This window comes from Demequina sp. NBRC 110051 (assembly GCF_002090055.1).
Lineage (GTDB): Bacteria > Actinomycetota > Actinomycetes > Actinomycetales > Demequinaceae > Demequina.
The window spans coordinates 82845-96527 of record NZ_BBRH01000017.1 but is presented as its reverse complement, the minus strand read 5'-3'; the positions used below and the strand labels follow the sequence as shown (position 1 = coordinate 96527).

The 13683-nt window shown below is 69.4% G+C and carries 10 protein-coding genes; 5 read left to right on the top strand and 5 right to left on the bottom strand.

What is annotated here, in order from left to right:
* The first annotated feature begins 149 nt into the window (after positions 1 to 149).
* From B7K20_RS10905 to B7K20_RS10885, 5 genes are all read left to right on the top strand, one after another.
* Entirely contained in the window at positions 150 to 719 is a 570-nt protein-coding gene (locus B7K20_RS10905) for a GNAT family N-acetyltransferase (RefSeq protein WP_084102549.1), read from the top strand.
* A gap of 48 nt (positions 720 to 767) precedes the next feature.
* Positions 768 to 1067, top strand: coding sequence for an Asp-tRNA(Asn)/Glu-tRNA(Gln) amidotransferase subunit GatC (gatC, locus tag B7K20_RS10900; RefSeq protein ID WP_084102548.1), 300 nt, complete (start codon positions 768 to 770; stop codon positions 1065 to 1067).
* Complete coding sequence (gene gatA, locus B7K20_RS10895; RefSeq protein WP_084102547.1) at positions 1064 to 2572, top strand: Asp-tRNA(Asn)/Glu-tRNA(Gln) amidotransferase subunit GatA; 1509 nt, start codon at positions 1064 to 1066, stop codon at positions 2570 to 2572. The genes gatC and gatA overlap by 4 nt, the downstream gene beginning before the upstream one ends.
* Positions 2572 to 4089, top strand: coding sequence for an Asp-tRNA(Asn)/Glu-tRNA(Gln) amidotransferase subunit GatB (gene gatB / locus B7K20_RS10890; protein ID WP_084102546.1), 1518 nt, complete (start codon positions 2572 to 2574; stop codon positions 4087 to 4089). The genes gatA and gatB overlap by 1 nt, the downstream gene beginning before the upstream one ends.
* 182 nt (positions 4090 to 4271) lie before the next feature.
* Positions 4272 to 6404, top strand: a complete 2133-nt coding sequence (locus tag B7K20_RS10885) for a heavy metal translocating P-type ATPase (RefSeq protein ID WP_084102545.1) — start codon at positions 4272 to 4274, stop codon at positions 6402 to 6404.
* Between the two features lie 151 nt (positions 6405 to 6555).
* On the opposite strand, the gene B7K20_RS10880 is transcribed toward B7K20_RS10885, so the two are convergent.
* From B7K20_RS10880 to B7K20_RS10865, 5 genes are all read right to left on the bottom strand, one after another.
* Positions 6556 to 7908, bottom strand: coding sequence for a M20/M25/M40 family metallo-hydrolase (locus B7K20_RS10880; protein WP_084102544.1), 1353 nt, complete (start codon positions 7906 to 7908; stop codon positions 6556 to 6558).
* A 111-nt stretch (positions 7909 to 8019) separates the two neighbouring features.
* Positions 8020 to 10290 carry a glycoside hydrolase family 3 N-terminal domain-containing protein gene (locus B7K20_RS10875; protein WP_144018653.1) on the bottom strand — a complete coding sequence of 757 codons (2271 nt, stop codon included), beginning with the start codon at positions 10288 to 10290 and terminating at the stop codon, positions 8020 to 8022.
* Between the two features lie 4 nt (positions 10291 to 10294).
* Positions 10295 to 11206: a carbohydrate ABC transporter permease gene (locus tag B7K20_RS12970; RefSeq protein WP_144018652.1), complete on the bottom strand. Its 912-nt coding sequence runs from the start codon at positions 11204 to 11206 to the stop codon at positions 10295 to 10297.
* Entirely contained in the window at positions 11203 to 12261 is a 1059-nt protein-coding gene (locus B7K20_RS10870; protein WP_084102543.1) for a carbohydrate ABC transporter permease, read from the bottom strand. The genes B7K20_RS12970 and B7K20_RS10870 overlap by 4 nt, the downstream gene beginning before the upstream one ends.
* Positions 12262 to 12291: 30 nt before the next feature.
* Positions 12292 to 13647, bottom strand: coding sequence for an ABC transporter substrate-binding protein (locus B7K20_RS10865; RefSeq protein ID WP_084102542.1), 1356 nt, complete (start codon positions 13645 to 13647; stop codon positions 12292 to 12294).
* Positions 13648 to 13683: the final 36 nt, after the last annotated feature.

The window sequence follows — 13683 nt, the reverse complement described above, 5'->3', positions numbered from 1 at the left end:
ATCATTTAGGCGAAAGCCCCCACCATCACGGTGGGGGCTTTCGTGCTTTCCGGGTTGTTGGGAGAGCTTTGACCGAGCGTTGCCCCGCTAGGGCGTCTACATTGGTGTGACGGCGGTGTCGAGCCGCCGGCATTGACGGGAGGATCCTCATGGCCGAACGCATCCGCATCGTTGAGCCAGACGACACCAGTCGTCTCGCGGAGATCGGCCAACTCACCGCCTTGGCGTACCTCGCCGATGGTCTGGTCGACCAGGCACACCCCTACATTCCGCAACTGAGGGACGCTCGCACCCGCGCCACGGAGGCCTCGCTTCTGGCCATGGCTGACGGAGAGAGCGGCGACGGCACCATCGTCGGCACTATCACCCTGGTTCCTCCGGGCTCATCCCTCGTCGAGGTCGCCCAAGGCGATGAGTTCGAGCTCCGCATGCTCGCGGTGTCGCCCTTGGAGCGCGGCCGAGGCATCGGCGCGCACCTCACCCAGGCTGCGCTAGACATGGCGGTAGAGCAGGGGGCGGCTCGCATTGTGCTGTCCACGATGGACACCATGCACGCCGCGCACCGGCTGTACGAACGCATGGGTTTCGCGCGCAGGGAGGACCTTGACTGGGTGGTCGTGGACAACGCCGATGGCACCATCTCAAGGGTGTCGGTGGCCGATGCTCCTGAGAGCGCCGTACGGCTGCTCGGCTACGACTGGACTCCCACCCGAGGCTGAGCCTTTTGTCGCGCCGCGGGAAGGTCGCGCGCCATTAGACTCGTGGCCATGTCTTCCCTCGAACGCTCTGACGTGGCGCGCCTTGCGGCGCTCGCACGCATCGATATGTCCGATGGGGATCTGGACCGCCTGTCCGGCCAGCTGGCCGTGATCGTGGACGCGGTCGCCAAGGTGGCCGAGGTCGCAGGCGAGGACGTCCCCGCGACGAGTCACCCGATCCCCCTGTCTAACATTCACCGCGACGACGTGGTGCGGCCCTCGCTGGCTCAGGACGCGGCGCTCGCCGGTGCTCCCGAGGCCGAGGACGGGCGCTTCCGGGTGCCCCAGATCCTGGGGGAGGACGCATGACGGACTGGACCCGCGCATCGGCCGCCGAGATGGCCGCTGCCATGCGCCGCGGCGACGTGACCTCTGTGGAGCTCACCCGTGCTCACCTTGACCGCATCACGGCCGTGGACGGTGACGTGCATGCCTTCTTGCACGTGGACGCCGAAGGTGCCCTTGCGACGGCCCGCGAGGTTGACGCCGCCCGGGCCGCAGGCGACGACCTGCCCCCGCTCGCCGGTGTGCCGATCGCGATCAAGGACGTCCTTGTGACCGAGGGCCTGCCCACGACGGCCGGCTCGCGCATCCTCGAGGGCTGGATTCCGCCCTACGACGGAACCGTGACCCGGCGTATTCGCGCGGCGCGCATGCCCATCCTCGGAAAGACCAACATGGACGAGTTCGCCATGGGCTCGTCGACCGAGCACTCGGGCTACGGCCCCACGCACAACCCGTGGGACCTGGAGCGCATCCCCGGTGGTTCCGGTGGTGGCTCGGCGGCGGCGCTGGCCTCTTTCGAGGCGCCTCTCGCGGTCGGCTCGGACACCGGTGGTTCGATCCGCCAGCCCGCGTCCGTCACCGCGACGGTGGGTGTGAAGCCCACGTATGGCGGCGTGTCGCGCTTCGGCGCCATCGCGCTTGCCTCGTCGCTCGACCAGCTTGGCCCTTGCGGACGCACCGTGCTCGACACGGCGCTGCTCCACGAGGTCATGGGCGGACACGACGAGATGGACGCCACGAGCCTTAACGAGCCGGTGCCCCCGGTCGTCGACGCGGCCCGCGATGGCGCGCGAGGGGACCTCTCCGGCGTGCGCATCGGCGTCGTGAAGGAGATCTCCGGCGCCGACGGCGGCTTCCAGGATGGCGTGAAGCAGCGCTTCGAGGAGTCCCTCGAGCACCTGCGCACCATGGGTGCGGAGATCGTCGAGGTCTCGTGCCCCTCCTTCGAGTATGCCCTCGCGGCCTACTACGTGATCCTGCCCTCGGAGGCGTCGAGCAACCTCGCGAAGTTCGACTCGGTGCGCTTTGGTATGCGCGTCGAGAAGGGCAATGTGGAGCGCACCATGGCAGCCACGCGCGCCGAGGGCTTCGGCGACGAGGTCAAGCGTCGCATCATCCTCGGCACCTATGCACTGAGCGCCGGCTATTACGACGCCTACTACGGCTCCGCGCAGAAGGTGCGCACGCTCGTCCAGCGCGATTTCGACGCGGCGTTCGCCGACGTCGCCGTGCTGGTGTCGCCGACCACACCCACGACCCCCTTCAAGCTGGGGGAGCGCATCGACGACCCGATGGCGATGTATCTCAACGACATCGCGACCATCCCCGCGAACCTCGCGGGCATCCCCGGCATGTCGCTGCCTGCAGGCCTTGCGGAGGAGGACGGGTTGCCGGTCGGCTTCCAGATTCTCGCCCCCGCACGCGAGGACGCGCGGCTGTACCGCGTGGGCGCCGCCCTGGAGCGAGCGCTCACCGACGAGTGGGGTGGTGCGCTCACCGCGCAGGCTCCTGAGCTGGAGGTGAAGTGATGGCCGCCCTGACGTATGACAAGGCGCTCGAGCAGTTCGACCCGGTGTTCGGCATCGAGGTCCACGTCGAGCTCAACACAGCCACGAAGATGTTCTGTGGCTGCGCCAACCAGTTTGGCGCCGAGCCCAACACTCAGGTGTGCCCCGTGTGCCTGGGCCTGCCCGGGTCGATGCCGGTGACGAACCAGAAGGCGGTCGAATCGGCCATCCGACTGGGCCTGTCGCTGGGCTGCTCGATCCGTGAGTCGAGCCGCTTTGCGCGCAAGAACTACTTCTACCCCGACGTGTCGAAGAACTACCAGATCTCGCAGTACGACGAGCCCACCTGCTTCGAGGGTTCCCTCGACGTGGTGCTCGACGACGGCTCCGTGGTGACGGTCGGCATCGAGCGCGCGCACATGGAAGAGGACGCAGGCAAGAACACCCACGTGGGTGGCTCCGGTGGCATCCAGGGCGCCTCGCACTCGCTGGTCGACTACAACCGCGGCGGCGTGCCGCTGGTCGAGATCGTCACGCACCCCATCGAGGGCACCGCCGAGCGTGTGGCCGAGGTGGCCCGTGCCTACGTCGCGACCATCCGTGACATCGTCAAGGCGCTCGGGATCTCCGATGGACGCATGGAGCAGGGCTCGGTGCGTGCCGACGTGAACCTGTCGCTGCGCCCCAAGGCGGCGGCCGGCGAGGACCAGGCAGCAGTGCCGTTCGGCAAGCGTTCCGAGACCAAGAACGTGAACTCGCTGCGCGCCATCGAGCGTGCGATCCACCACGAGGTGGTGCGCCAGGCCGAGCTTCTGCTCGCTGGTCAGCCCGTGGTGCAGGAGACGCGCCACTGGCACGAGGACACCAACTCCACGACCCCGGGACGCTCGAAGGAGCAGGCCGAGGACTACCGGTATTTCCCGGAGCCCGACCTGTTGCCGGTCGAGCCCAGCCGTGAGTGGGTCGAGGAACTGCGTGGCACGCTGCCCGAGCACCCCGCCAAGATGCGCGCCCGCCTGAAGGAGGAGTGGGGCTTCTCCGACACCGACATGCGCGATGCGGTCAACGCCGACGCGCTTGACCTGATTGCCGCGACCATCGAGGCCGGCGCCAAGCCGCAGGCGGCGCGCAAGTGGTGGATGGGTGAACTCGCTCGTACGGCCAACGACCGCGAGGTGACGCTGCGCGATCTCGCGGTGACGCCCGCGCAGGTGGCGGAGCTCCAGGGCCTGGTCGACGAGGGCAAGATCAACGACAAGCTCGCGCGTCAGGCGCTCGAGGGAGTCCTCGCGGGCGAGGGCTCGCCCGCCGAGGTCGTGGCGTCGCGTGGGCTCGAGGTTGTCTCCGACGACTCGGCGCTCGAGGCGGCCGTCGATGAGGCCCTCGCGGCCCAGCCCGACGTCCTCGCGAAGATCCAGGACGGCAAGGTGCAGGCCGCCGGCGCCATCGTCGGTGCAGTCATGAAGGCCACCCGTGGTCAGGCCGATGCCGGCCGCGTGCGGGAGATCATCCTCGCCCGCGCCGGCGTGGAGGGCTAACCTCCCGACAGTTCGAACCGGATCTGACCCCGACTCGCCGGGCGTCGCCCTCTCAGGAGGTGCGGCGCCCGGCGTTTCGCGTCCCAGTCGGTTCACACTGTCGCCACAAAAAGGGGGTTGACCTTCCAGCCGGGTGGAATGTTTACGGTGGAAGAACGTTGGCGAATCTGAAGGAGGTAGCCATGTCCCACACGGAACACGCCGAACAGTCCTCACACACCGAGCGCCCGGGCGCCATGGAGCATGCCGGCCACGGCGGTGATGCCGGCGCCGGCCATGAAGGCCACGAGAGTCACGAGGCAGACGCGAGTCACGGCGGCCACGAGGGACACCACGGCACCGATCACTCCGGCCACGCCGAGATGTTCCGCCGCCTGTTCTGGTGGAACCTGCTGCTCGCCATCCCGGTGATCGCGACGAGCCACATGGTCGAGGAGTGGTTCGGCTACGACCTCCCGGGCACCGCCTGGATCCCGCCGATTCTGGGCGCCGTCATCTTCGCGTGGGGCGGCTGGCCGTTCCTGTCGATGGCCTGGCGCGACGAGATCACCGTCCGCAATCCCGGCATGATGACCCTGATCTCGCTGGCCATTTCGGTGGCGTTCCTTGCGTCCGCTGCGGCCACGTTCGGCGTGGGCGACCTCGACTTTTGGTGGGAGCTTGCCGCGCTGATCGTGGTGATGCTGTTGGGTCACTGGCAGGAGATGAAGGCCGTCGGCCAGGCGCGCGGCGCCCTTGCAGCCTTGGCCGAACTCCTCCCCGACGACGCCGAGCGCGTCACCGAAGGGGACTCCACCGAACACGTGAGCGTGGGCGACCTCGCCGAGGGTGACCTGGTCATCGTCCGGCCCGGCGGCCGCGTCCCGGCGGACGGCACCATCGTGCGCGGCGAGGCGGCCGTCGACGAGTCGATGATCACCGGCGAGTCCGCGCCGGTTAGCAAGGGCAAGGACGATGCCGTGGTCGCCGGTACCGTCGCGACCGACGGCTCGCTACGCATCGAGGTCACGGCGACGGGGGAGGGCACGGCGCTCGCAGGGATTCAGCGCATGGTGCAGGCCGCGCAGGACAGCCGCTCGGGCGCCCGCAAGCTCGCGGACCGCGCCGCCGCATGGCTCTTCTGGATCGCGCTCGTTGCCGCTGCTCTGACCTTTGCGATCACGTCCGCCCTGGACGACCCGGCCACGGGCCTCACCCGCGCCGTCTCGGTGCTGGTGATCGCGTGCCCGCACGCCCTGGGCCTCGCGATCCCGCTGGTCATTGCGATCAGCACCTCCACGTCCGCACGCCACGGCATCCTCGTCAAGAACACCCAGGCGCTCGAGGACATGCGCAGCGTCGACACCGTCCTCTTCGACAAGACGGGCACGCTCACGGCCGGCACCCACGCCGTGACCGAGGTCGCCGTGCGTGACGGTCACGACGAGGACGAGGTCATCGCGCTCGCTGCTGCGGTCGAGGCCGAGTCCGAGCACCCGATCGGGCGCGCCATCGTGACTGCCGCCCAGGAGCGTGGGGTGACCACGGCATCGGCCGCCGATACCAAGACCCTCCCCGGTAAGGGGGTGCGGGCCCGCGTCGACGGACGCGACGTCGCGGTCGGCGGTCCGGCGCTGCTGACGGCGCTCGAGGCGAGTCTCGCGCAAGACCTCGAGGACGCGGCGCGGCGATGGGCCGATGCCGGTCAAGCCGTGGTTCACGTGATGGTCGACGGCGAGGTCGTGGGGCTCATCACGACCTCCGATCCCGTACGCGAGGAGTCGCGCGCGGCCGTGGACGCGCTGCACGAGCGCGGCATCGCCGTCGCCATGATCACGGGTGACTCGCAGGCGGTGGCCGATGCCGTGGCTGGCGAGCTCGGCATTGACGAGGTGTACGCCGAGGTGCTGCCGGACGATAAGGACCAGGCGGTCGCCGACCTCCAGTCGCGGGGCAAGCGCGTGGCGATGGTGGGTGACGGCGTGAACGACGCGCCGGCGCTCGCCCGGGCCGACGTGGGACTCGCCATCGGCGCGGGCACCGACGTAGCGATGGAGGCCGCGGCCGCGGTGCTCGCGAGCTCCGACCCGCGCGCGGTGGTGAGCGTCATCACCCTGTCGCATGCGTCCACGCGCAAGATGCGCCAGAACCTCGTGTGGGCGACCGGCTACAACGTCATCGCGATCCCGCTGGCCGCGGGCGCGCTCGCGTGGGCGGGGTTCGTGATGCCGCCGGCGATTGCGGCGGTCGTGATGAGCCTGTCGACCATCATCGTGGCGGCAAACGCCCAGCTCCTGCGTCGCGTGGACCTGGACCCGGAGGGCGTGGGGCGCTGAGTTGGGTACGTGGCGTACCGCTCAACACACGGCTGTGACGGGTGTGGCTCAGGTGGCGTGTGAGGATCCACACGGGCCACATTGGGCCCACGCGCCCCAGGTGTGTGTTGAGCGGTACGGGTGAGGCGCGGCAGTACGCCGACCAGACGAACTAGCGCGCCGCGAGCTCCTTCAGCAGCAGCACCTGCGCGACGATCATCTTCTCGATCTCGGCGGGGTCCACGGACTCGTCCGAGGCGTGGATGCGGGCCAGTTCCGTGTCCTCAGGGCCCCAGAGGACGAACTCGGCGCCGGGGGACGCGTCCGCCAGGGTCTGCAGCAGCGGGATGGAGCCGCCCGAGCCGACCTCGTCGACCGCCTTGCCGTACGCCGCCTCGAGCGCCGCACGCGCGGCCGCATAGCCCGGGCCCGACGTCGGCACGCGGAACGGGGGAGCGGCCTTCATGGGCGTGACCTCGACCTGGGCTCCCCACGGCGCGTGAGACTCGAGGTGGCGCACCAGGGCGTCGAGCTCCGCGCGCGGGTCGGATCCAGGCACGATGCGCATGGAGATCTTCGCGCTCGCGGTCGGGTGGATGACGTTGGAGGAGTCGGCGATCGAGGTCATGTCGACGCCGATGGCATTGATCGAGGGCTTGGCCCACAGGCGGTCGCCCACGCGGTCGGTGCCGATGAGGGAGACCCCGGGCAGCAGGTCGGCGCCCGCGCGGAAGCCTTCCTCGCCCAGGTCGCCGCCATCCCACACGCCGCCGGTGACGCCCTCGACGGTGACGTTGCCCGCATCGTCCTGCAGCGAGGTGAGGAGGCGAGCGAGCGCCATCATGGCATCGGGCGCCGCGCCGCCAAACACGCCCGAGTGCAGCGGGTGCTCGAGCGTCGAGACCTTCACGGTGCAGGACACGTCGCCGCGCAGCGCCGTCGTCAGCACCGGCTCGCCCACGCGCAGGTTGCCCATGTCCGCGATGACGAAGACGTCGCACTGGAACAGCTCGGGGTGCGCCTCGACGAATTCCTCGAGGTTCGACTCGGTCTCCTCCATGCCCTCGAGGATGATCCGCAGCGTGCACGGCGGCTCCTCGCCGAGCGCGGCCAGCGCGCGCAGGGTGCCCAGGTGGGTGACGATGCCAGACTTGTCGTCGGCGGCGCCACGCCCGTAGATGCGGCCGTCGTCCTTGCGGGTCGCGACGAACGGGTCGGTGGTCCAGCCCTGAGCGGCCGATGCCGGCTGCACGTCGTAGTGCGCGTACAGCACCACGGTGGGGGAGCCCTCGGGCCCGGGGATCTCGCCGTAGATGGGCGGGTAGCCCCACGGCACGTCCGCGAGGTGGGCGTCGGAGAAGCCGGCCTCGCGCACCAACTCGAGGGTGCGCTCGGCCATCTTTTCGACGGGCTCGGCAGGGTAGCCGGGGAACGCGATGGAGGGGTAGGAGATCAGCTCCTCAAGGTCGGCGAGGACGCCGGGCATGAGGTCGCGAACGGTGGCGGCGATGTCGTCATGGCTCATGCTGACGAGGTTACGCGTGCTTGCAGGTGGCCGATGCCGTGGCTGGGCCGCGCTCAGTGGCGCGCAGGTGGCGCGCCCTTGCGGGCGCGCCACCCAGCTGGGCGAGCGGCGCTACGCGATCGTGGCGGTTGAGCGCCGTTGCCCCGCGGCCGTCACGGTATGGACCTCGCCCACGAGCGTGACGCGCGCGGACGCCTCGCGGTCCGCGCTCGTGCCGACCCACAGGTCCCACTCGCCCGGTTCGACAATGCGCGTCATCGCCCGTCCCGTGAAGGCCAGACGCGCGGGTGGCACGGTGAACGTCACCCTCCGTGTCTCGCCCGCGGGCACCTCGACGCGCGCGAAGGCGAGCAGCTGTGCGACCGGCCGCGTGACCTGGCCCACCAGGTCGTGGCCGTACAACTGCACCACCTCGGCGCCGTCGCGCTCGCTCTCGTTGGTGACCGCGATGGTGACCGTGAGCCCGGAATCCGTGGCTGGGGCGCCGGCCGGCGTGAGGTACCCGTACGTGAACCGCGAGTACGACAATCCGTGACCGAACGGGGCGGCTGGCGTGGTCGACAGGTTGCTGACCTCTCCGTCGCCTCCGAGCGCGGGATGGAGGTACGTGTAGGGCTGGGCGCCTGTCGAGCGGGGGAGCGTGACGGGCAGGCGGCCCGACGGGTTGACGCGTCCCGACAGCACGCCGGCGATTGCCCCCGCCCCCTCCTCGCCCGGGAAGAACGCCTGCACCACGGCGGTGCAGCGCTCCAGTGCCCAGTCGAGGACGTACGGGCGGCCGGTGAGGAGCACCAAGACCACGCGCGTGCCCGTCGCGAGGACGGCCTCGACCAGCTCTCGCTGCACGCCCGGTAGTTCGAGGTCGTCGCGGTCGCAGCCCTCGCCCGAGGTGCCCCGACCGAACAACCCGGCGTGGTCCCCCATCGCCATCACGGCGACATCGGAGCTCGCGGCGGCGGCCACGGCATCGGCGAACCCCGAACGGTCGGAGTCGTCGACCGCGGACCCCGCGACGTACGCGACGTCGCCCAGACCCTCGGCCCGCAACGCCTCGAGGACCGTGGGGGCCGCGAAGCCCATCTCGACACCCGGGCGCTGCGCGAGCACGTGGTTGGTGAACGAGTAGCAGCCGAACAGTGCCTGGGCGCGATCCGCGTTGGGGCCGATGAGTGCGATCGAGCGCGCGGCATCGGTGGCGAGCGGCAGGATGCCGTCGTTGGTGAGCAGGACCACGGACTCCTCCGCCAGGCGCCGTGCGGCGTCGCGGTGGGCGGAGGAGTCCAGGTCCACGCCCGCGGGGGGCGGTCCGGAAAAGTCCTCGTCCAGCAGCCCCAGCTCGGCCTTCTGTGTGAGGACCCGCGCGACGGCGCGGTCGACCAGAGTCATATCCACGCGACCGTCCTCGACGGCTGCCTTGAGCGGCGCGAGGTAAGCGTCGCCCGTGGGCAGCTCGACGTCGACTCCGGCCGCGAGGGCCTGGGCCGCGGCATCACCGAGGTCGGCCGCCACGCCGTGCAAGAGGTGCAGGAAGGCGACCCCGAAGTAGTCGGCGACGACGGTGCCGTCGAAGCCCCATTCGCAGCGCAGCAGGTCGATCAGCAGTGCGGGGTTCGCGGCGACGGGGACCCCATCGATCTCGGTGTAGGCGTGCATGACGGAGCGTGCGCCGCCGTCGAGCACGGCCATCTCGAAGGGAGGCAGCATGACGTCGCGCAGCGTGCGCTCGCCCATCGCCACCGGCCCGAAGTTCCTGCCCGACTGCGAGGCCGAGTAGCCCACGAAGTGCTTGAGGGTGGCGTGCACGCCCGCGGACTGCAGGCCCTCGACGTACGCGGTGCCGACCTCGCCCACCAGGTAGGGGTCCTCGCCGATGCACTCCTCGGTGCGCCCCCAGCGCGGGTCACGCACCACGTCGAGGACGGGCGCGAGGCCCTGGTGAATGCCCAGGTCACGCATGGTTTCGCCCACCAACGCGGCGGCATGGCGGACGAGCGCGGGGTCCCACGCGGCGCCCCATGCGAGCGGAGTAGGCAGGGTCGCGGCCTTCCAGGCGTTGAGGCCGGTCAGGCACTCCTCATGCACGATCGCGGGGATCCCCAGACGAGTCTCGTTCACGAGGAAGCGCTGACGGTCCCACAGCCAGGCGGCCCGCTCGTCGGCGTCCACGGGATTGGTGCCATACGCCCGGGTGATGTGTCCCAGACCGTGGGCCATGGCATCGGCCACCGGACCGGTGTGGGCGAGCTCGCCCTGGAGGGGAGCGACGGCGTCGCCCTCCTCTCCCTCCCAGAAGCCCACAATCTGCGCGAGCTTCTCGTCGAGCGACATGTCGGCAAGGAGCGCTGCCACCCTAGCCGCGGCATCGGCCATCAACTCGGTCATCTCACTATCCCTTCACCGCACCGGTGAGGCCGTCCACGATCCTTCGCTCCATGAGCAGGAAGAACACGAGGGCGGGGATCATCGCGAGGGACGTGTAGGCCATGATCAGCGTCGTCGCGGAGGCGTACTGGCCCTGGAACGTGGTGATGCCTAGCGGGAGCGTCATACCGCGCGGGTCGCCCGTGAGCAGCAGCAGCGGCAGCAGGTAGGCGTTCCACGACTGGATGAACGCGAGCACGCCGACGGTCACCATGCCGGGCCGGGCCAGCGGCAGCAGCATGCGCCAGAAGAAACCGATGCGGGACACGCCGTCCATGAAGGCGGCCTCCTCAAGCTCCATCGGCAGCGCCCGCAGGAAGGGCCGCAGGATGATGATCGTCATCGGCAGCCCGAACGCGATCTGCGGGATGATGAGGCCCGTGAGCCCCGATAGGCCCATGTCACGTAGCAGCAGGTAGAGCGGTAGCACCGCGACGGTCAGCGGGAACATGAGTCCCGTGGTGAAGACCACAAAGATGCCCTCGCGGCCTCGGAAGCGGTAGCGGGCGAGCGGGTAGGCGGCCATGGTGCCGAGCAGCACGATCCCCGCGGTCGTGACGGTCGCGACGATGAGTGAGTTGAGGGCCTGACGCCAGAACACGTCGTTGGCAAGGATGTCGCCGTAGTTGGACCACATGAACGGATCGGGCAGGCCCGTGGGGTTCGTGGACAGGTCCTGTTGCGTGCGGAAGCCGCCGAGGATCAGGTAGATGATGGGGCCCAGCGTGAGCGCGACGCCCACGAGCGCGACACCGATCGACAGCCACGTCGATCCGTCGCGGGCCTTGTCTGCCTGGGCGAAACGTCGGTGCGGCGGGGCCACGGGCCTCCGAGGGGCCGATGCCGTGGTGGGCTTGGCGGTGTCGGTGGCGGTCATGCGCGCTTCACCTTCTTGACGCGGTCGGTGTTGTCGCGGCGCAGGACCACGAGCATGTAGAAGAGGGCGACGGCGAACGACAGCATGAACATGATCACGGCGATCGCGGAGCCGAAGCCCCAGTCGGAGCGGAAGAAGCCGATCTGCATCATGTAGGTCGCAATCGTTGAGTACTGCCCGGTGGTGCCGCCTTGGTTGAGGACCCACACCATGTCGAACAACTGGATCGAGCCGATGAGCGACAGGAAGACCCAGATGCGGATGGTGGGGCCAATCAGGGGGATGTTGACGCGCCATTGCGTCTGCCACCAGCTGGCGCCGTCGATCGCGGCCGCGTCCTGCAACTCCTGTGGAACGCCCGAGAGTCCGGCGAGGAACAGGATGACGGCCAGGCCGATGTACTTCCAGGTAATGATGAAGAACACGGTCCAGAAGCCCCACGTCTGGTCCTCGAGCCAGCCGCCGGCGGGCGGGTTGAGCCCGATGGCGTGCATCAGTTCGGTGGCCACGCCGTTGGGGTCGAAGATGATGAGCCACATGGTGCCCGCGATGACCTCGCTCAGCACGTAGGGCGCGAACATGATGACGCGCACCGAGGCGCGGCCGGGGAAGCGGCGGTTGAGGACCAGGGCGATGAGAAGGCCCAGCGGTAGTTGGATGAGGATCGACAGCACCAGGATCGCGATGGTGTGCGTGAAGGCGGCCTGGAAGGGCTCGGTGTACGCGGTCGTGAAGGCGTCCTTGGTGGCGGGATCGGTGCCGCCGAAGAGGGCCCGCGCATAGTTCTCGAAGCCGATGAAGGTGGCGTCGGAGAACTGCTCGACGCCGTTCCACTGGTACAGCGAGTACCGGGCGGCGGAGATGACGGGGTAGACGACGAAGGTGAGGAAGAGTGCGAGCGCGGGGCCCAAGAAGAGAGCGAGCTCTCCGATGAGGCGCAGCCGGGCGCGGCGCGGGTGCTTGCTGACGGGCTGACCGAGGGCGTCGCCCGCCGCCGGCGCGGTGGCGCCGGCGGCGGGGACTGTCCCCTTGCCCGAGGTCTCCAGTGTGGTCACGGAGAACTCACTTTCTGGGTTCGGGGGTGATTACTGGGTTGCGGCCGCGGCGGTCATCAGGTCGACGGTGTTCTGCGCGTCGCCCGTGGCCGCGAACTGTGCGGTGATGCCGTCGTTGAGGGCTCCGCCCACGTTCGGGCCGAGCAGCGTGTCGAGCCACAGTTGGACGTACTCGGCCTCCGAGGACGCCGCCGCAATCTCCTGCAGCACCGGGTCCGTGATTGCGTCCGTGGCAGACGGAGCCACGGGCATGCCGCCCACGGCCTCGACATAGCCGCGCTGGACGTCGTCGCTCACCAGGTATGACAGGAAGTCGGCGCATTCGGTGGGTGCATCCTTGTAGCAGGAGAAACCGTCCCCGCCGCCCATCGAGGCGGTTGGGGCGCCCTCGCCGGACGCGGTGGCGGGCATGGGGAACCAGTCGAGGTCGTCGTGAAGGGCTTGGATGCCCTCCTCGCTGCCGTCGGTGAAGCCCTCGTAGACGAAGTAGTTCCACTGACCCATGAGCTCCATCGCCGCGTTCGCGTTGGCGACAAGCCCGGCCGACGACGTGGCGCCGGTCTGCGCGACCGTCGACATGAACTGGTCCTGGAACGGCTCGGTGCCAAGGAACTCCTCGAGCTGCGCACCGGCGTCGAGCCAGCACGGGTCCGAAAAGTCGAGCGCGGCAGTGTCCGCGTTCATCGTGTCCTGAGAACAGGACCGCAAGGCGAAGTTGTACCACCAGTGGGCGGCGGGCCACTTGTCCGCGGCGCCCACGGCGATCGGGATGATGTCCGCGTCCTTGAGTTTCTGGACCGCATCGTTGAGCTCGTCCATGGTGGTGGGTTCGTCGGCGATGCCGGCGGCCTCGAAGAGGCTGGGGCGGTACCAGATGCCCTCGACGGCGAACTGGAACGGAACGCCATAGGTGACGCCGTCCGCCTGCCACGGGGCGATGGCGCCGCCGAGCCTTTCAACGTCCGCGGCGAGCGGCTCCGAGAGGTCCATCAGATAGCCCGCCTCGGCCTGGGCGGCGAGCTCTCCGCCGCCCCACTGCTGGAAGATGTCCGGGGCGTCGCCCGACTGCAGGGCGGTGGGGATGCGGGTGCGCTGGAGGTCCTCGTTCTGGATCTGCTCGATCTCGATGGTGACGTTGGGGTGCTCTGCCGTGTAGTCGGCAGCGACCTTGTCCCAGTAGTCGCCCAGCGTGTTCTCGCCGGTGTCGCCGGCCACGCCGTTGTGCCACCAGGTGAGGGTGACAGGGTCGTCTCCGCTCGCGGCGGAGGAGGTGGTATCAGACGAGCCCGAAGTCTCGGGCTCGGGGTCGGAGCTGCATGCTGCCAGGAGCAATGCGGCGGATGTACCGAGCGCCACCATGGCGCCCGCGCGACGGAAGTGCGTCATCGTTCGTGTCCTCTCAAGTCCTCGTTGACTAGCCGA

Bases quoted from the DNA above. Each gene is read 5' to 3' on its own strand.
- B7K20_RS10905 (WP_084102549.1), top strand. From the start codon at position 150: ATGGCCGAACGCATCCGCATCGTTGAGCCAGACGACACCAGTCGTCTC.
- gatC (WP_084102548.1), top strand. From the start codon at position 768: ATGTCTTCCCTCGAACGCTCTGACGTGGCGCGCCTTGCGGCGCTCGCA.
- gatA (WP_084102547.1), top strand. From the start codon at position 1,064: ATGACGGACTGGACCCGCGCATCGGCCGCCGAGATGGCCGCTGCCATG.
- gatB (WP_084102546.1), top strand. From the start codon at position 2,572: ATGGCCGCCCTGACGTATGACAAGGCGCTCGAGCAGTTCGACCCGGTG.
- B7K20_RS10885 (WP_084102545.1), top strand. From the start codon at position 4,272: ATGTCCCACACGGAACACGCCGAACAGTCCTCACACACCGAGCGCCCG.
- B7K20_RS10880 (WP_084102544.1), bottom strand. From the start codon at position 7,908: ATGAGCCATGACGACATCGCCGCCACCGTTCGCGACCTCATGCCCGGC.
- B7K20_RS10875 (WP_144018653.1), bottom strand. From the start codon at position 10,290: ATGACCGAGTTGATGGCCGATGCCGCGGCTAGGGTGGCAGCGCTCCTT.
- B7K20_RS12970 (WP_144018652.1), bottom strand. From the start codon at position 11,206: ATGACCGCCACCGACACCGCCAAGCCCACCACGGCATCGGCCCCTCGG.
- B7K20_RS10865 (WP_084102542.1), bottom strand. From the start codon at position 13,647: ATGACGCACTTCCGTCGCGCGGGCGCCATGGTGGCGCTCGGTACATCC.